The following is a 16,993-nucleotide window of genomic DNA, read 5'->3' as shown; positions in this document are numbered from 1 at the left end:
CAATTCGGTTTCCGTACCCCAGATAAACGCAGTTAATCTGATCGAAAAACCACGATGTTTGCAGTTCAAGACGCGGATGATTGCGGTTCACTACACATAGGCATTGGCTTCTAGGCGTTGCGATCTGAATAACTGGTTCAGTGAAGTCGCGCGGCAAAATTTTCTTCGCCAACGCATGCCCGGTTTGGGCCGCCCGTGGCCCTCTAAGGTGCCAACTTACCAATTTCGCCAACTCAATCCCATAGTTGCGGCGATGGCTTCAGGGCACCCAGCTTGAACACGGCTACGATAAGCGCGAACAGATAGACCGTTTTTAAGCGCAACAACTTCCCACTCATCATCGGGGTTAGGCGCTATTTCCCGCACTCCATCAGTTGCAGCTCTTTCACCAGACCAGCCTCGTTTCAGCCTTTGTCTAAAGGTTTGAAAAGCTATCCCATTCTCCTCAGCAACAGGCGATGCTGGAAGGCCATTTTCCAATGTAGCCAAGCCATCGCGACGCCGATTTTCGAATGCAACCCGATCATAAGGATACTGGGTGTGCTCGCAGGGAACGGTCCACACCTTCGCTCCATTCTCTCCATCCACCAATTCCACCTTTGATGGATCAATCATTGGAAGTGGCTTCAGACCATAGCGTTGACAAAGCCACCAAGCTTCTTCCCGATTTGTAGCTTTGCCGATTGGTTGACCGCCCAAGGGAGCAACATCACTTATCATCAATTCTTTCCATTTCAAAGTAGTCTAGCCGGTTCGTTGGGAGCGGCCGGATCGCAAGAATGTAAGCATCCGAGACCAGTACGAAAATATGCGACGACCCCACTTTTTTCAGAATTCTCAAATTAGCGCTGTGCCTTCGATACTGTCTTTTGGTCAAGGACGTTTTCGGGTTTGCAGCGGATGTCCGAAAAGCGGGCTGCTATCGCAGCATCCACAGGTATGGATGAACGGCGGGAATGGGCCGCCCTCACCGCTGCTGAACGGCCCTGGCACCAAGATGCTGCGTGTGCTCCGATGACAGCAACGAGCCCAAACCGGAAGTGCCAGTTTCTCGCTGCGCGTGCTCGCAGCAGGAATAATGCCGCAAGGGCGTAAGATAATGCGCTGCCACGCAGCAGGAAAACTGGTCGTTCACGCTGGCTACAGCAAATCTGAAATCACGAACTTCCACAGCGCGGATTTTCCCGCTATTTGCGACTGGCCCTGAAAAGTCCAGGCGCAGAGGTTCGCCACATACTTCCCCGGGGAGGTTGCGGCCGTGTGTTCTGGGCAAAAAGCCAATTACTCGTCTACCTGAGCGCGACCGTTTCGTTCGTGGCGTTGGCTATGACGGTTTCTTCATCCGTTGGCAAAACCAGCACATCAACGGAGGATTGCGCGGAACTAATACAAAGCGAATTGCCGTCATTGCAGCTTGGATCCAGATCGACACCGAGATATGCAATTCGGTCACAGATCAACCTGCGGACCTGCGCTGAATTTTCACCTATCCCTGCCGTGAAAACGATCGCGTCAAGCCCGCCAAGCGCCGTGACCAGGCCGCCAAGAACGCTGGCCGCCCGGAAGCAGAACAACTCGATCGCCTCGCGAGCTCTTGGATCGTTGCTTTGTTCCAGATCCCACATATTGTTGCTGATCCCCGACACACCGAGAAGCCCGGAGCGGCGGTAGAGCAGCGTCTCGATCTCGGTCGCGTTCAGACCCTTGCTTTGCATTAGGTACAGAACGACGCCCGCATCCAGCGCGCCACAGCGCCGCCCCATCATCAGCCCGTCAAGCGCCGTAAACCCCATGCTTGTCGCGACACTTTGCCGGTTCTTCATGGCGCAAATGCTGGCGCCGTTACCGAGATGAGCGACGATCACCCGGCCCTCGGCCCTTTCGCCAAGATGATCGGGCAGAATTCCTGCGATATACTCATAGGAGAGCCCGTGAAAGCCATAGCGGATAACCCCTTCATCGCTCAGATCCCGCGGCAGGGCGAACAGTTGGGCAAGCGGGTCCTGTGTTCGGTGAAAGCTCGTGTCGAAACAGGCGACTTGGGGTAGTGCGGGCTGCAACCGCGATATTGCGCGGATGGCAGCAAGGTTGTGTGGCTGATGCAGCGGTGCGAGGGGAATCAGTCGTTCCAGCTGGCTCAGAACTGCGTCATCGACGACAACTGGCTTGGAGAAATCACGTCCACCGTGAACGACTCTGTGCCCGACGGCGACAAGTCTTCTGTCCGCACGATGCTGTGCCAGCCAATCCAGAAGGAGCGATATCAACTCTTGATGATCGGCTGCGGCGTCGATGTTCTTCGGCATGTCCATGTCGATCGCGGCACCATCGGCGCGAATTGCAGAGAAGACGGGATCACGTCCGACACCCGCCACCTTGCCGCGGATCAGAGGAGCCGTGTTCGCACCTCTCGGGTAGACGGCGAACTTGATACTCGACGAACCTGCATTGAGAACCAGTACGACGTCCGTCATGACACGACCTGTTTCGCATGGTGGATGTAGAGCTGTGCCATTGCCGACGAGGCAAGCCGCGACATCACGCCGTCGGCCCGACTGGTCAGGATGATCGGGACACGAGCACCAAGAACGATCCCCGCAGCCTCGGCGCCGGCAAGGTGAATCAGCTGCTTGGCGATCATGTTGCCTGCCTCGAGATCGGGCACGACAAGGATATCGGCGTCGCCTGCCACTTCCGAGACGATGCCCTTGGCCGCTGCAGCCGACTTCGACACGGCGTTGTCGAAGGCCAGGGGACCGTCGAGCACTCCGCCCGTGATCTGGCCTCGATCCCACATCTTGCAAAGTGCCGCTGCTTCGATTGTCGACGGGATTTTCGGATAGACCGTTTCCACCGCCGACAGGATCGCGACCTTCGGCCGGTCAACCCCGAGCGCCCGTGCCAGATCGATGGCGTTTTGCACGATGTCGCGTTTGGTACCGAGATCGGGAAAGATGTTGATCGCCGCGTCGGTCACGAAGAGCGGTTTGGGATAGTGCGGCACGTCGAGCGCGAAGATGTGACTCATCCGGCGTTCGGTGCGCAGGCCCGTGTCGCGATCAACGACAGGGTCCATCAATTCGTCGGTGTGCAGCTTGCCTTTCATCAATGCTTCGGCCTTGCCGTTGCGGACAAGCGCGACGGCGCGCTCGGCGGCGGCGTGGCTGTGCGGGACATCCACGATCTCGATACCTTCAAGGCTAAGGCCGGCTTCTTCGGCAACCACATCGAGTTTTGCCCTGGGTGCGACAAGGATCGGAACGATCAGCCCCTGGCTTGCCGCCTCCAGCGCGCCTGTCAGTGACAGCGCGTCGCAAGGATGGACAACAGCGGTGCGAACCGGCGCCATCGCATGTGTCGCAGCGATCAGATCGCGATAGCGTGCGCCTCGTTCATGCAGATGCACTTCGGGCAGGACGACGCGGGGACGGCGGACTTTTTCGGTCGGTGCAATGACCTCGGCCTGCCCCGTTATCGCGGTCTCACCGTCCTGATTGACGCAAAGGCAGTCAAGCTTCAGCCGCTTGGTATCGGCATCCTTTGACGCCACGGTCACGCGAACCGTCACGGTATCGCCCAACCCTACGGGCCGACGAAAGCTGAGGTTCTGGTTGAGGTAGATCGTGCCGGGGCCAGGCAGTTCGGTGCCCAGAACAGCCGAGATCAGCGCGCCGCCCCACATGCCGTGCGCAATGACTTCGTGAAACATGTCCGAGCGGGCGTATTCCTCGTCGACATGGGCCGGGTTTACATCGCCCGACATCACCGCGAAAAGCTCGATGTCATCGGTCTTTAGCTTGCGGGTGAGCTCCGCGCTGTCGCCAATCTCGATTTCGTCGAATGTCTTGTTTTCAATGTATTGCATGGGGCAGCTCCTGTGCACCAGGCCGGCATGCGGGGTGCATCCGACCTATTCTCGGTCGGATTTCTTGTCGGCCTCGATTTTTTCGGCGACCGCCTCGACGTCCCGAAAGGCGTCGCCGCCGGAAAGATCGCCGTCGACATGGGCAACCTGCTTGTCGTTGATCTTCAGATCGGCCTCGCCCCAGGGATGGGTATCGATCTCCAGTTCATCATCGCCGACAGTTGCGGTGAAACGTTGTTCGGTGGCGCCTTTGCCGGTCGGAAAGGTGGTGTCCGGCGTCCAGTTGATAGACTTCTTGGTCATGAATTCTCTCCTTTGGTTCAGGACATGACGTGATATCCGGCGTCGACGTAAGAAATGTTGCCGGTTACATTGCGCGCGGCATCGCTGACAAGGCCCGCGGCCATGTTGCCGACATCCTCGGTGGTCACCAGCCGCTGCTGCGGCGCGCGCGCCCGAGCCTCGTCGATCAGCGCATCGAAATGTGCAATTCCCGAGGCCGCGCGTGTCATCAGCGGGCCCGGCGACAGGGCATTGACCCGGATGCCTTCAGGTCCGAGTTCAGCCGCCATGTATTTCACGCTGGCCTCCAGCGCCGCTTTCACTGGCCCCATCACGTTGTATTGGTCGACGACCTTTTCGGCACCGTAATAGCTGACCGTCAGCAGGCAGCCCCCAGCCTTCATCAGCGGTCGCGCCCTGCGCGCGAGCCGCATGAACGAGTGAACCGAGATGTCCATCGCTGCGCCAAAGCCTTCCCGCGAACAATCGACAACATTGCCGTGCAGGTCTTCCTTCGGACAATAGGCGACCGAGTGCAGGACGAAATCAAGCTGCCCCCAAGAGGAGGCAATGGCCTCGAACAACGCATCCATGTCCGCGTCGGCTGTGACATCCAGCGGCATGAAGATTTCAGCGTCCAGCGCCTCGGCGACCGGTTGCACAAAGGGTCGCGCCCTTTCATTGAGGTAGGTAACTGCAAGTTCGGCCCCCTCCCGATGGAAAGCGCGCGCGCAGCCGCTGGCGATCGAATGTTCGTTTGCGATCCCGACCACGAGACCGCGTTTTCCGTCAAGCAAGCCCATCTCTGTTCTTCCCTTTGTTGTGCGGCAGGTGTCTATTTCTGATGAACGTAGGTTCCCGGCGCGTCGGCCAGGGCATTGCCCATGGCGGGCGGGGGGACAGGCTTGCCTGACCGTTCTTCAAGCCAGGACACCCATTCCAGCCACCACGAGCCATCCTTCTTCGGTGTTTGTGCGGCCCAGCTTTCGCGATCGACATAGCGGTCATCATGGCGTGTCGTGGCAATCTGATAGCTGCGGTTCTTGTGGCCGGGCTCCGAAACAATGCCGGCATTGTGCCCACCGCTGGTCAGCACGAAAGTCAGATCGGTATCGAGATAGAGATGCATCTTGTAGACCGATGGCCAGGGCGCCACGTGGTCCTTGACCGTGCCGACGGAAAACACCGGAACCCGGATGTCGGTCACCGAAATCGGACGTCCCTCGACGACGAAGCGCCCTTCGGTCAACTCGTTGTTCAGATAGAGCGACCGGAGGTATTCCGAATGCATCCGGAACGGCATCCGCGTGCCGTCCGCGTTCCAGGCCAGAAGGTCGAACATCGCCGGTTCGTCGCCCATCAGGTAGCTGTGAAGGATCCGCGACCAGACCAGATCCACGGAATTGATCATCTGGAAGGCCCCGGACATCTGCGTGGTGTCGAGATATCCCTGATCCCACATCATGTCTTCGAGGAAGGTCAATTGGCTTTCGTTGATGAACAGCTGCAACTCGCCCGGCTCGGTAAAGTCGATCTGCGAGGCGAAATAGCTCAGCGATGCGAACGGATCGCCGCCGTCGCGGCCGATGGCGGCGGCGGCGATGGACAGCAGCGTGCCGCCGAGGCAGTAGCCGACGCCGTGGATTTTCTGATCCGGCACAATGCCCTGCACCGCGCCGATTGCATCCATGACGCCCATCTTGCGGTAGTCGTCGAGCCCCAGATCGCGATCCTCGGCACCCGGATTGCGCCATGAGATCATGAAGACCGTATAGCCCTGGTCGACCATGAACTTCACCATCGAGTTTTCGGGCGAGAGGTCGAGGATGTAGTATTTCATGATCCACGCCGGTACGATCAGGATGGGTTCCGGTCTGACCTTGTCAGTGGTCGGCGTGTATTGAATGAGCTCAATCAGATGGTTGCGATAGACCACTTTGCCGGGCGTCACGGCAACCTCGTGGCCGGGCCGGTAGGCTTCGGCCCCGGCTGGTGGCTTGTCGTTTTGCAGGCGGTCCAGATCGTCGAGCCAGTTCTGAAAGCCGCGCACCAGGTTCTGCCCGCCGTCCTCCAGGGTCTTTTCCTGCACTTCCGGATTGGTCAGAAAATAGTTCGACGGCGAAAACACATCGAGGAACTGCCGGGTTGCGAATTCCATGACGTTTTCGTGTTGTCTGGTGACGCCGCGTACGCCTGTTGTCGCGTTGTGCCACCATTGCTGATTGAGAAGGAAGGACTGGTAGAACAGGTTGTAAGGCCATTTCTGCCAGGCGTCCCCGCGGAACCTCCGGTCTTGCGGCAATGGCTCGATACAGGGAGCGGTTTCATCGCTGTTGACGGCGCACGTCGCCGCATAGCGTGCAAGCCGCATGAACTTTCGAAACGCCTTCTCCGACAATTCGAACTGCTTTCCGGGAGATGTTGCCAGATGCGCCAACCAGTCCAGATAGGCACCGGAGAGTGCCGCGGGCGACAGACCCATTGTAAATTTGCCCATCCGGGCTTTCAGCGCGCGATCCAAAAACTCAGGCAGATCGGTATCCGGAAATGGCTTATTGCCAGCTTCCTGTTTCGGCGAATCCAGAGGATCAGAGAAACCAAGTATTTTTCCGCCCGACCCGGCCTTGGCGCTAATCTCGTGGGGCATATTGGCGGCTTTGGGTATTGCATGGCCCATCGCTTGGCTCCTTCTGTATGGTCCGCGCCGGTTTAGCGATGCCCGCTTAACGATCCTTGCTCTCGATCAATTCGCCAAAGTTGAATCGGCGTTAGACGCTGGATTGTTCGTTTCAAGGTAAGCACGAAACCCTGCCGACGCATCCGACAGTTTGGCATATCGGTTATGTGAATACTGCAATGCAGCATGTGTTTACGCGGCGTTGCAGCAAGACTAAGTTCAGGAAGCCTTGCTGATTTCACGGGTACCGAGATGAGGAGAAGACCAATGCAATGGAAACGCTATGGCACAGTTGCTGTCATCCTCAGCGTGCTTTTGGGCGGTGCATACATATTCTGGTTGGACAGCCAAACCGCAGAGCTCCCGGTCGGCATCGTCCGCTCGAACGGGCGGATTGAGGCAGAGCGTATCGATGTGGCGGCCAAGCTTCCGGGGCGTATCGCCGAGGTTCGCGTTTCCGAGGGCCAGTGGGTCGAGGCGGGAGATCTGGTGGCGATTATGGACACCGCCGAGATCGACGCCCAGTTGCGCCAGGCCAAGGCCGCCGTCGCCCAGGCAGAGCAGCAGAAAATGCAAACCGAGGCCCTGCTGAACCAACGCCTGTCCGAACAGGAATTCGCACAGGCGGAATTTGCCCGCGCCGAGCAACTTGCGGCAAGGGGTCATGCGCCACAGGAGCTAGTCGATCAAAGAAAATCCGCCCTGACAACCGCAGATGCCGGAGTGGCCGCCGCCCGAGCAGGCATCGACCTTGCAACTGCCACGATTGCGTCGGCCGAGGCAACAGTTGAGCGACTGCAAAGCATCCGGGCCGATGCAGCTCTGGTGGCTCCGCACGATGGGCGAGTTCAATACATCCTCGCCAAAGCCGGGGAAGTCGTCGGCGCCGGCGGCAGGGTCGTGACGCTGACTGATCTGACCGACATCTACATGACGATCTTTCTTCCCGCGCGCGACGCTGGCCTGCTGGCCATCGCGGCTGAGGCGCGGATTGTCCTTGACCCAATTCCCGACTACGTGATCCCGGCCCAGGCTACTTTTGTCGCCAGCACCGCCCAGTTCACCCCGAAATCGGTGGAAACCGCCGATGAACGCGACCAGTTGATGTTCCGGGTGAAGCTGACTATCCCGGCGGAGTTGTTGGAAGAATACCAGGAACAGGCGAAGGCGGGCGTGGCGGGTGTCGGCTATGTGCGCGTCGACGATACCGTCGATTGGCCCGATGCCCTTCAGGTGAAGTTGCCGCAATGACACCCCCGCCGGTCGCCAGCCTGTCATCTGTGACGCACCGCTATGGCGAAACTTCGGCCCTGTCCGACGTCACGCTGGATATCCCGGCGGGCTGCATGGCGGGGCTGATCGGCCCGGACGGGGTTGGGAAATCCACCTTGCTGGCGTTGATCGCCGGCGTGCGCAAACTGCAAACCGGCGGCGCGACCGTGCTGGGCGGCGACATCACCGCGCGTGACCATCTCAGGGCTTGTAACCATCGCATCGCCTACATGCCGCAGGGTCTGGGCCGGAACCTTTACCCGACGCTTTCGGTCTATGAAAACCTGGATTTTTTCGGCAGACTCTTTGGCCAGTCGGAAGCCGAACGCCGCACCCGCATCACCAATTTGTTGGCTGCCACCGGGCTTGACCCATTCCCGGACCGGCCCGCAGGCAAGCTGTCCGGCGGGATGAAGCAGAAACTCTCGCTCTGCTCGGCCCTGATCCATGATCCAGACCTGGTGATTCTTGACGAACCGACCACCGGCGTCGATCCGCTGTCGCGCCAGCAGTTCTGGGATCTGATCGACCATATCCGCGAAGAACGCCCGGCGATGAGCGTGATCGTGGCCACCGCATATATGGAAGAGGCGGAGCGCTTTGACTGGCTTGCCGCAATGAATGCGGGAGAGGTGATCTCGACGGGATTGCCGACCGAGATCCGAAACGCTGCCGGGCAACCGACACTGGAAAAGGCCTTCATCGCTATGCTGCCCGAGGCGGACCGGCAGGGCCACCGCATAGTCGAAGTACCGCCGCGCCAACCTGTCAGCGGCCCACCTGCCATCGAGGCGAAAGGCCTGACCTGCCGCTTCGGCGATTTCACCGCGGTCGATCATGTCGAATTCCAGATCGAGCCGGGTGAGATCTTCGGATTCCTCGGCTCCAACGGCTGCGGCAAGACCACCACCATGAAGATGCTGACCGGACTACAGAAGGCCAGCGAAGGCAAGGCGCTTCTGTTCGGTGAGGCGCTGAATCCGGACGACATGGCGACCCGGCAGCGGGTCGGCTACATGTCGCAGGCCTTTTCGCTCTATGGTGAATTGACCGTCCGCCAGAACCTTGAGCTTCATGCACGGCTCTACCAGTTGCCGATCGAGACCCGCGCAGAGCGGGTCGCACAGATGCTGCATGATTTCGATCTGGCCGAGGACGCGGACAAACGGCCGGACGGCCTGCCGCTGGGCATCCGTCAGCGCCTTCAGCTTGCCGTCGCGGTGATCCACGCGCCGGAGGTTTTGATCTTGGACGAACCTACCTCGGGCGTCGATCCGGTCGCGCGGGACGGGTTTTGGCAGCATCTGATCAAACTGTCGCGCGACGAGGGCGTGACAATTTTCGTCTCGACCCATTTCATGAACGAGGCGGAGCGATGCGATCGCATCTCATTGATGCATGCGGGAAAGGTCTTGGCGATCGGTACGCCTGCGGAACTGGCCCGCAGCAAAGGCACCGATGACCTCGAAGAAGCATTTGTGGGATATCTGCGCGAAGCGGCAGGCGATGCAGGCGGCACCGCATCCCAGAGACCAGCAACCAAGTTGCCGGAAAGGCAGCAAAAACCAGATCGCCTCTTCGACATTGCCCGGCTTTGGGCCTTCGCGCGCCGCGAGTCGATCGAGATTTTGCGTGATCCGATGCGCCTTGCCTTCGCATTTTTGGGCCCGGTCATCCTGATGCTCACTTTCGGCTACGGGATATCATTCGACGTGCAAGACCTGCCCTTTGCGGTTTTCGATCGTGATCAGAGCGCCGAAAGCCGGGAACTGATGGAGAGCTTCTCCGGCTCACCCTACTTCGCTGAAAGGCCGGCAGCAGCCAGTGTGATCGAGCTTGATGCCCGCATGAAAACCTCCGAATTTGTTGTCGCGGTCGAGGTGCCGCCAGGGTTCGGAAAATCCCTGCTGCGCGGTGACCAACCCGAAGTCCGCGTTGCCGTTGACGGTGCCATGCCGTTCCGGGCGGAAACGACGCGCGGTTATCTGCAAGGGCTCGCAGCATCCTACATGTCCGATCAGATAGAGCGGCTTTATGGCCATGCCTTCGATCCGTCCGCAGCCTCTGTTGAAACCCGGTTTCGCTACAATCAAGCGTTCAAGAGCGTCTTCGCGATGATCCCTTCCGTCATCATGCTGATGCTGGTTTTGATCCCGGCGATGATGGCGGCGATGGGGGTCGTGCGGGAAAAGGAAACCGGTTCGATCGCCAATTTCCGCTCGACGCCGGTGACGCGAACCGAGTTCATTCTGGGCAAACAGCTGCCGTATGTCGTGATTGCCATGCTCAGCTTTGCCTCGCTGATCATCGTCTCCTATGGCGTCTTCGGCGTAGTGGTCAAAGGCTCTGTCCTGGCGCTCCTTGTCGGCACATTGCTTTACGTGCTGGCGACAACGGGCTTTGGTGTGCTGGTCTCGACATTTACGCGCACGCAAGTAGCGGCAACCTTTGCCGCCGCCGTTATCTCGATCATTCCGGCCGTCAATTTCTCGGGCCTACTGGTGCCGGTGTCCTCGCTTTCGGGCGGCGGCCGGTTGATCGGGCTGGCCTTCCCATCGTCCTGGTATCAGCAGATCAGCGTCGGCACCTTCACCAAAGGCCTCGGATTGCCGGAGCTCTGGCTCAACCACGCCGCTCTGGCGGGCTTTGTGGCGTTGTTCATCGCGGTGTCAGTCCTTGCCTTGAACAAGCAGGAGGCATGACATGTGGCAATGGCTTACCAATGTCTTTCGGCTTGGCCTCAAGGAACTCAACAGCCTACGCGCCGATCCCGTGCTGATTCTGCTGATCGTCTATGTGTTCAGCTTCGCCGTCTATTCGGTGGCGACCGGCGCCAAGCTTGAGGTCTCGAACGCCTCCGTCGCCTATGTGGACCAGGACCGTTCGGCACTGACGGGGCGCATTTTGGGCGCGATCCTACCACCCGAATTCAATCCGCCACAGGAGATCACGGCCGACGAGATCGAAAGCGTGATGAACAGCGGCAAGTTCGTGTTTGTCCTTTCCTTTCCGCCCAGTTTCGAGGCTGACGTTCTGAACGGCCTCAAGCCTCAGGTGCAGCTTAACGTCGATGCCACCGCAATGGCGCAGGCCGGTAACGGTTCGGTGTTCCTTCAGCAGATTATCCGCGCCGAAGTCGCCAAGTTCGTTTCCGGCGACGACACCGCAACGACACTGCCGATCGACCTGGTCGTCAGGACAAAGTTCAATCCGAACCTGAATTCCGTCTGGTTTTCATCCGTGATGCAGATCATCAACAACATCACCATCCTGTCCGTGCTTTTGACCGGCGCCGCGCTGATCCGCGAGCGCGAACACGGCACGATCGAACATTTGCTGGTGATGCCGGTCACCCCGTCCGAGATCATGGTCGCCAAGATATGGGCCAATGGCCTTGCGATCGTTGTCGCTGCCATCCTGTCGCTCTGGATCGTCGTGCAGACCGTGCTGGAGGTTCCGATCGCGGGGTCGATCCCGCTCTTCGTATCCGGGGCGGTGCTTTATCTTGCCTCGGTCACGGGGCTCGGTATCCTGCTGGCCACCTTCACCACGTCGATGCCGCAATTCGGTCTGTTGTCGCTCCCGGTTCTCGTGATCATGAATCTCCTGTCCGGCAGCACGACGCCGATGGAGAGCATGCCGGTCTGGCTTCAGAACGTCATGCAGTTGTCACCGTCGACACATTTCGTGGCGTTTTCGCAAGCCATTCTCTATCGCGGAGCGGGACTGGACATCGTTTGGCCCGACATGGCGGTCATGGTCGCGCTCGGCGCCGTCTTCTTCTTCATCGCACTCAAGCGTTTCAGGGTGACCATGGCCACAGTTCACTAAATCCACCTGACTGATCCGGAGAACAAGGTCCGGAACTCCAATGGGCGCTCCGAGCGAAGGCGGATTTCGAAAATTTCAAAACGGCAACCAACCAGAGAAAGGTAAAGCCATGAAAACACTAACACAGATCACGCTGGTAGCTTTGGCACTTGCAGTCGCCGGATGCACCGAACCCGGGCACTACCCTGTCAGTGGTGAAGAATGCGGCCCGAATGATCGGGTTCTTGAACTGGATGCGAATGACTGCGGTGTACCGGGCATATAGGCAGATTTTTTGCCCGGCGATGCCGACGCGCGTGGAAACACGGTCGTCCATACTCCCCTCAGCGATGCCTACTTTTGCCGCACCGAAAATGAGGAAGCCGTCATCACCCAGGTGGTTCGCTGGAACCTAGTTCAACTGGGCATGGAAGCGTGAAGAAGCCATGGTTAAAGGTGCTTTTGAAACAACCTTGCGGAACGGCGGACGGGTTCTTATCCGTCCTGTTAAACCTGCAGACAGGCACTTGCTCGAGATCGGTTTCGCGCATTTGTCGCAAGCCTCGCGCTACTTCGGGTTTCTCGCTCCCAAGAGCGGGCTCAGCGACCGCGATCTTGACTTCTTTAGACCAGCCATGGCGACGATCACGTCGCCATGGGCGCCTTGGACATCGACATCGAACCGTCACAGCCGGTGGGAATCGCGCGCTATGTGCGGCTGCCGGATCAGCAACACGCGGCCGAGATCGCGGTCACGGTGGTCGATAGCCATCAGGGTCTTGGTCTCGGCAGTGTCCTGATCGGCGCGCTTGCCTGCCAAGCGGTGGCTCATGGGGTCACGCACTTCGTCGCGCTGATCCACGAGGACAATCGGAATATGCTACATCTGTTCGATGAGCTGGGCGCGCGGGCGGAGGCCGAACTGGGTGGAGAAGTGGAAATGCGTTTTCCGCTTCACTGTGATCCCGCGGCGTATCCGGACACGAAGACCGGCGACGCCGTCCGCGAGGTATACCGTCTCGCAGCGCCTGGTTTCCGCAAAGGATTTGAATGAGCTTTGGGCGATGAACTGCGAAACCGCGCAGATACGTTGCTCGATGTCGTAGAGCAATACGGCCGATCACGAAAAAGGTCGCGATGTTCCATTGGCCGACACCGGGATTCTTGCAGCAATGGTTAGCTTTTACGCGCATTGATACCGTAGAGGATAAAAGTGGCGAGTGACGAAAATGATATCCGCACGTTGGCATGGCTTAAATGACCGGTTTGGTGAAATTCGCTGCGTCGCCAAATATCCTCGCGGCGCATGTGAAGACATTCTGCGGCAGCACTAGCCGCAACCCCACAAGTCCGGTTTGTCCGCAAAGTGACCGTTCAGGCCTGCAGGATACTGCGCGGTACATGAATGGCTGCTCTGGGGAAGCTGCAATGCGGCTACGATAACGCCGGTCAAGGTCGGCTTTGGGCCGGACGCAACGATAGTTCCGTTTTGCCACCGTCCCGCTTCTTCGTCTTCAAGGACAGTGAAGATAGCTGTCTGGTCCGCGGAACTTGTTCGATGAGACAGGGCCAGTGCAGCGCACCTTTCCCTGGGCATCGATTACGTCCATCCCGCCCAGCTGGCCATTCGTCTTTACCCAGACCTTCTTTGAGGGCGCACGGTATACGCGTCCGGCTATCTGCAAAGCGGAATTGCAGGAGACGTATTTGCCGATCACGTAGGGATTGGCACATAGCGTAATGCCATCGGCCTGAAGAAAATATCCCTCGAGCACACCTTCGGCAAAGTCCCGTTTCCCGTCCGTCACTACCGTGTTCAGATAGTCCATTGAGCTCGCGGTGCTTGCAATGAGGCTCGAAATGATAATCCCTGCGAGCGCAGATGTAACTGCTACTGGTTTTCTCGACATATATTGCTCCTAAAGCTGTTTGAAAGGTTTCCGGAGTAACCTCACCGCCTAAGGCTAACGAAGAAAACAACAGAGATCATTCAGACCGCGTATCCACCTAGCCGTATCCGTATCTAGAATCATTTAGCAAGCCAATTGGCTATTTGTGCGCCTGAAATGAGTTGTATTCATGGTGTTTCTATCGCTCATGCTATCAGGTCACAATGCTGCGGGCTGCACCAATGACGGCTTTCGGGGCGGGATTGTTCGATATAGATCTCAGTCGAACGGCGGCTTAGGGCCGTTCTCGGAGGTTGTAGCGCGCCTGTCGGCTCCGCCGCTTTCGTTTTTGGGCCAGCGGGATTTGGACAAGCCAAATGCCCCTGGCCGTCAGGGTGAGGGCGCGGCCCTCCCCCTCGGGCAATGCGATTAGACAGGGCCGTGTCCTCGGCTGCGCCTGTGGGCCGCACCACCCCTGTCGAATAGCATTGCCTCGCCCCCTCCCGCGTTCGCCACGTGGCAGATCAGCAGGAACAGGCGGCTTCGCCGTCTGACCTGCAAATCAGCCCTGATTTTCCGAAAGGGAAGTCAGATCAACGCAACAGGCCACTCGGGCAAAAATGGGGATTGGGTCAGTTTATGACGCAAAGGTCAAATTCGTCTGACGTTCTACAATTGGGAAGTGGCGCTCTGGGGAGGATTCGAACCCCCGACCCCTTGATTCGTAGTCAAGTACTCTATCCAGCTGAGCTACCAGAGCGCGGTAGGCGGGGATTTAGCGGTCCGGGGCTGGGTTTGCAAGGGGCAAATTGGGAAAAACCGGAAGTCTTTTGTCGCACGCGCGCCCCGATCTAGGTCGACCACCGGGCCAGCACGTCCTTGACCTGCATCGGTGTGTGCTCGTCCCCTGCACAGGCTTGGGTCTTGGCGTGCGCAAGTTTCGGGGCGGTGTTCGGTTGGGTCACATCGTCGATGGCCGCAAAGGTGTCACGGGCGCGGTTATGGGGGTGATGGGGGGCTTCTTGCAGGGACAGAACCGGGGCGCAGCAGGCATCTGTGCCCTCCAGAAGTTCGGCCCATTCGTCGCGGGACTTCTGTTTGAACCGCGCAGCAAACCGGGCACGCAACACCGGCCAGCCTTCGACATCCATCTGCGCGGGCAGTTCTTCGCCTTCGAGCCCGAGGCGGGTCAGGAGCTCGGCATAGAATTTCGCCTCGAGCGCGCCGACGGACATATGCCCGCCGCATGCGCATTCATAGACGGTGTAGAAGGGCGCGCCGCCGTCCAGCAGGTTCGCCTCGCGCGTGTCTGCCCAGATCCCCGCACCGTGCATGGAGTAGATCATCGCCATCAGATGTGCGGTGCCGTCGGTAATCGCGGCATCCACCACATCGCCTCTGCCCGTTATCTGCGCGCCATGCAGAGCGGCCAGCATGCCGGCAACAAGATACATGCCGCCGCCGCCAAAATCGCCCAGCAGGTTCAAGGGCGGCACCGGATGATCACCGCCGACGGCATGTAGTGCACCGGTGATCGAGATATAGTTGATGTCATGCCCCGCCGCCTGTGCCAGCGGCCCGGTCTGCCCCCAGCCGGTCATGCGGCCGTAAACCAAGCGCGGGTTGCTGTCCGTGAACGCCTCGGGGCCAAGTCCCAGCCGTTCCATCACGCCGGGGCGCATTCCTTCGATCAGCATGTCGGCACGATTGATCAGGGCGCGGGCGGTGTCGCGGTCGGTTTGGTCTTTCAGGTCCAGTTCGACAAAGCCGCGCCCCCGGTTCAGCACGTCCACCTTCTGCGGGATCAGCGGTTTCAGGTTCGGGCGTTGAATACGCACAACCTCCGCGCCCATGTCCGCCAGCCACATCGCGGCGAAGGGCGTGGGGCCAAGCCCTTGAATTTCAACGACCTTGACCCCGTGAAGAGGACCGTGTCGAACAGCGTCAGTCATCAATTGACCGCGCGATCAGTTCCTTCATGATCTCGTTCGTGCCGCCATAGATCATCTGCACACGGGCGTCTGCGTAAAGCCGCGCGATGGGGTATTCCATCATGTAGCCATAGCCGCCGAACAGTTGCAGACATTCGTGCATCACCTCGTTCTGCACCTCGCTGCCCCAGTATTTCGCCATCGAGGCGGTGGGCGCGTCCAGCGTGCCGTCGATTAGCCGTGCGATCCCGTCATTGACGAAACTGCGCAGCACCTCGGCCTTGGTTTTGCATTCGGCCAGCTTGAAGCGGGTGTTCTGGAAATCCATCACACGCTGCCCAAACGCCTTGCGCTCCTGCGTATAGGCGATGGTCTGTTCCAGCGCGAAATCAATGGCGCCCAAGGCTTGAATGGCGATAAGCAACCGTTCCCAAGGCAGTTGCTTCATCAGTTGATAGAAGCCCTGACCTTCCTCGGCCCCAAGCAGGTTGGTCTGGGGAACCTTCACGTCCTCATAGAACAGCTCGGACGTGTCGTTGGCCTTCATGCCCAGCTTTTTCAGATTCTGACCGCGCTTGAAGCCTTCGCATTGATCGGGTTCGACCACGATCAGGGACACGCCTTTTGCGCCTGCATCCGGGTCGGTCTTGCAAACGGTGATGATCAGGTCGGCGGCTTGTCCGTTGGTGATGAAGATCTTCGATCCGTTGATCTTGTATTGGTTGCCGTCCTTTTCCGCCCGTGTCCGCACGGCCTGCAAATCGGACCCGGTGCCGGGTTCGGTCATGGCAATCGCGCCCACGATCTCGCCCGAGGCCAGGCCGGGCAGCCATCTCGCCTTCTGCTCTTCGGTGCCATAGGCGGTGATGTAATGCACCACGATGGACTGGATGCCGTAGCCCCAGCCGCAGTCGCCGGTGCGGGTCTGTTCATAGATCACGATGCTTTCAAAGCCCATGTCACCGCCCGCGCCGTCGTATTCTTCGGGAATGGCACCGCCCATGATCCCTGCTTGCCCGGCCGTGTGCCAGAAGTCGCGGTCCACGATGCCTTGTTCTACCCAACGTTCGATATTTGGGGTCAGCTCATCGGCGAAGAAGCGGTTGGTCATGTCGGCGAACATGCGGTGTTCATCGCTGACCCAGGCGGCGGAAGGGGTGAAGAGGCTCATGAAGGGCTCCATCATGTCAGGGCTTTCCTTGACTATAGCCAAGATCGCACTGGTGGGGCTGGTAACGTGGCGTTACACAGGCTAGACGAGCCGCGA

General features: G+C 59.1%; 14 protein-coding genes and 1 tRNA gene. 4 read left to right on the top strand and 11 right to left on the bottom strand.

Going from position 1 to position 16,993, the window contains the following annotated elements:
* Nucleotides 1–216 precede the first annotated feature (216 nt).
* The 6 genes from MUY21_RS14460 to MUY21_RS14435 all read right to left on the bottom strand — a co-directional run bounded on the left by MUY21_RS14460 (nt 217) and on the right by MUY21_RS14435 (nt 6,824).
* A complete protein-coding gene (locus MUY21_RS14460; RefSeq protein WP_248411047.1) occupies nt 217–720 on the bottom strand; it encodes a hypothetical protein in 504 nt (167 codons plus the stop codon).
* Between the two features lie 569 nt (nt 721–1,289).
* A complete protein-coding gene (locus tag MUY21_RS14455) occupies nt 1,290–2,474 on the bottom strand; it encodes an acetate/propionate family kinase (RefSeq protein ID WP_248411046.1) in 1,185 nt (394 codons plus the stop codon).
* On the bottom strand, nt 2,471–3,865 hold the full coding sequence (locus MUY21_RS14450) for a bifunctional enoyl-CoA hydratase/phosphate acetyltransferase (protein WP_248411045.1): 1,395 nt from the start codon (nt 3,863–3,865) through the stop codon (nt 2,471–2,473). Before MUY21_RS14450 ends, MUY21_RS14455 begins: the two co-directional genes overlap by 4 nt.
* A 45-nt stretch (nt 3,866–3,910) precedes the next feature.
* A complete protein-coding gene (locus MUY21_RS14445) occupies nt 3,911–4,168 on the bottom strand; it encodes a hypothetical protein (RefSeq protein WP_248411044.1) in 258 nt (85 codons plus the stop codon).
* A 17-nt stretch (nt 4,169–4,185) separates the two neighbouring features.
* A complete protein-coding gene (gene fabI / locus MUY21_RS14440; protein WP_211096442.1) occupies nt 4,186–4,944 on the bottom strand; it encodes an enoyl-ACP reductase FabI in 759 nt (252 codons plus the stop codon).
* A 38-nt stretch (nt 4,945–4,982) separates the two neighbouring features.
* Nucleotides 4,983–6,824 (bottom strand): alpha/beta fold hydrolase, encoded by a 1,842-nt coding sequence (locus MUY21_RS14435; RefSeq protein WP_248411043.1) that lies wholly within the window; start codon nt 6,822–6,824, stop codon nt 4,983–4,985.
* Nucleotides 6,825–7,091: 267 nt separating this feature from the next.
* Between MUY21_RS14435 and MUY21_RS14430 the strand changes: the two genes are divergently transcribed.
* Genes MUY21_RS14430 through MUY21_RS14420 form a run of 3 tightly spaced genes read left to right on the top strand, consistent with a single transcriptional unit; the run spans nt 7,092 to nt 11,927 of the window.
* Complete coding sequence (locus MUY21_RS14430; RefSeq protein WP_248411042.1) at nt 7,092–8,075, top strand: HlyD family efflux transporter periplasmic adaptor subunit; 984 nt, start codon at nt 7,092–7,094, stop codon at nt 8,073–8,075.
* The gene (gene rbbA, locus MUY21_RS14425) at nt 8,072–10,798 is read left to right on the top strand and encodes a ribosome-associated ATPase/putative transporter RbbA (RefSeq protein WP_248411041.1); all 2,727 of its coding nucleotides are present in this window, start codon (nt 8,072–8,074) and stop codon (nt 10,796–10,798) included. Before MUY21_RS14430 ends, rbbA begins: the two co-directional genes overlap by 4 nt.
* 1 nt (nt 10,799) lies before the next feature.
* Entirely contained in the window at nt 10,800–11,927 is a 1,128-nt protein-coding gene (locus MUY21_RS14420) for an ABC transporter permease (RefSeq protein WP_248411040.1), read from the top strand.
* Between the two features lie 118 nt (nt 11,928–12,045).
* Here the strand turns inward: MUY21_RS14420 and MUY21_RS14415 are convergent, their stop codons facing one another.
* Nucleotides 12,046–12,243: a hypothetical protein gene (locus tag MUY21_RS14415; RefSeq protein ID WP_248411039.1), complete on the bottom strand. Its 198-nt coding sequence runs from the start codon at nt 12,241–12,243 to the stop codon at nt 12,046–12,048.
* Nucleotides 12,244–12,561: 318 nt separating this feature from the next.
* On the opposite strand from MUY21_RS14415, the gene MUY21_RS14410 reads away from it, so the two are divergent.
* Nucleotides 12,562–12,960: a GNAT family N-acetyltransferase gene (locus MUY21_RS14410; RefSeq protein ID WP_248411038.1), complete on the top strand. Its 399-nt coding sequence runs from the start codon at nt 12,562–12,564 to the stop codon at nt 12,958–12,960.
* A 460-nt stretch (nt 12,961–13,420) separates the two neighbouring features.
* Here MUY21_RS14410 and MUY21_RS14405 read toward each other — a convergent pair whose 3' ends face one another.
* The 4 genes from MUY21_RS14405 to MUY21_RS14390 all read right to left on the bottom strand — a co-directional run bounded on the left by MUY21_RS14405 (nt 13,421) and on the right by MUY21_RS14390 (nt 16,897).
* Nucleotides 13,421–13,816: a hypothetical protein gene (locus tag MUY21_RS14405; protein ID WP_248411037.1), complete on the bottom strand. Its 396-nt coding sequence runs from the start codon at nt 13,814–13,816 to the stop codon at nt 13,421–13,423.
* A gap of 662 nt (nt 13,817–14,478) precedes the next feature.
* Nucleotides 14,479–14,555, bottom strand: a tRNA-Arg gene (locus MUY21_RS14400).
* Between the two features lie 91 nt (nt 14,556–14,646).
* The gene (locus tag MUY21_RS14395) at nt 14,647–15,747 is read right to left on the bottom strand and encodes a CaiB/BaiF CoA-transferase family protein (RefSeq protein ID WP_248411036.1); all 1,101 of its coding nucleotides are present in this window, start codon (nt 15,745–15,747) and stop codon (nt 14,647–14,649) included.
* Complete coding sequence (locus MUY21_RS14390) at nt 15,740–16,897, bottom strand: acyl-CoA dehydrogenase family protein (protein ID WP_248411035.1); 1,158 nt, start codon at nt 16,895–16,897, stop codon at nt 15,740–15,742. The genes MUY21_RS14395 and MUY21_RS14390 overlap by 8 nt, the downstream gene beginning before the upstream one ends.
* Between the last annotated feature and the right edge of the window lie 96 nt (nt 16,898–16,993).

It is taken from the genome of Aliiroseovarius sp. S2029 (assembly GCF_023195575.1).
GTDB classification, from domain to species: Bacteria; Pseudomonadota; Alphaproteobacteria; order Rhodobacterales; family Rhodobacteraceae; genus Aliiroseovarius; species Aliiroseovarius zhejiangensis.
This window is presented reverse-complemented; position numbering and strand designations above follow the sequence as displayed.

What these genes read in the sequence shown, in the direction of transcription:
- MUY21_RS14460 (WP_248411047.1), bottom strand. Translation starts at nt 720, where the DNA reads ATGATAAGTGATGTTGCTCCCTTGGGCGGTCAACCAATCGGCAAAGCT.
- MUY21_RS14445 (WP_248411044.1), bottom strand. Translation starts at nt 4,168, where the DNA reads ATGACCAAGAAGTCTATCAACTGGACGCCGGACACCACCTTTCCGACC.
- MUY21_RS14450 (WP_248411045.1), bottom strand. Translation starts at nt 3,865, where the DNA reads ATGCAATACATTGAAAACAAGACATTCGACGAAATCGAGATTGGCGAC.
- rbbA (WP_248411041.1), top strand. Translation starts at nt 8,072, where the DNA reads ATGACACCCCCGCCGGTCGCCAGCCTGTCATCTGTGACGCACCGCTAT.
- MUY21_RS14435 (WP_248411043.1), bottom strand. Translation starts at nt 6,824, where the DNA reads ATGGGCCATGCAATACCCAAAGCCGCCAATATGCCCCACGAGATTAGC.
- MUY21_RS14405 (WP_248411037.1), bottom strand. Translation starts at nt 13,816, where the DNA reads ATGTCGAGAAAACCAGTAGCAGTTACATCTGCGCTCGCAGGGATTATC.
- MUY21_RS14420 (WP_248411040.1), top strand. Translation starts at nt 10,800, where the DNA reads ATGTGGCAATGGCTTACCAATGTCTTTCGGCTTGGCCTCAAGGAACTC.
- MUY21_RS14395 (WP_248411036.1), bottom strand. Translation starts at nt 15,747, where the DNA reads ATGACTGACGCTGTTCGACACGGTCCTCTTCACGGGGTCAAGGTCGTT.
- MUY21_RS14415 (WP_248411039.1), bottom strand. Translation starts at nt 12,243, where the DNA reads ATGGACGACCGTGTTTCCACGCGCGTCGGCATCGCCGGGCAAAAAATC.
- MUY21_RS14430 (WP_248411042.1), top strand. Translation starts at nt 7,092, where the DNA reads ATGCAATGGAAACGCTATGGCACAGTTGCTGTCATCCTCAGCGTGCTT.
- MUY21_RS14455 (WP_248411046.1), bottom strand. Translation starts at nt 2,474, where the DNA reads ATGACGGACGTCGTACTGGTTCTCAATGCAGGTTCGTCGAGTATCAAG.
- MUY21_RS14390 (WP_248411035.1), bottom strand. Translation starts at nt 16,897, where the DNA reads ATGAGCCTCTTCACCCCTTCCGCCGCCTGGGTCAGCGATGAACACCGC.
- MUY21_RS14410 (WP_248411038.1), top strand. Translation starts at nt 12,562, where the DNA reads ATGGGCGCCTTGGACATCGACATCGAACCGTCACAGCCGGTGGGAATC.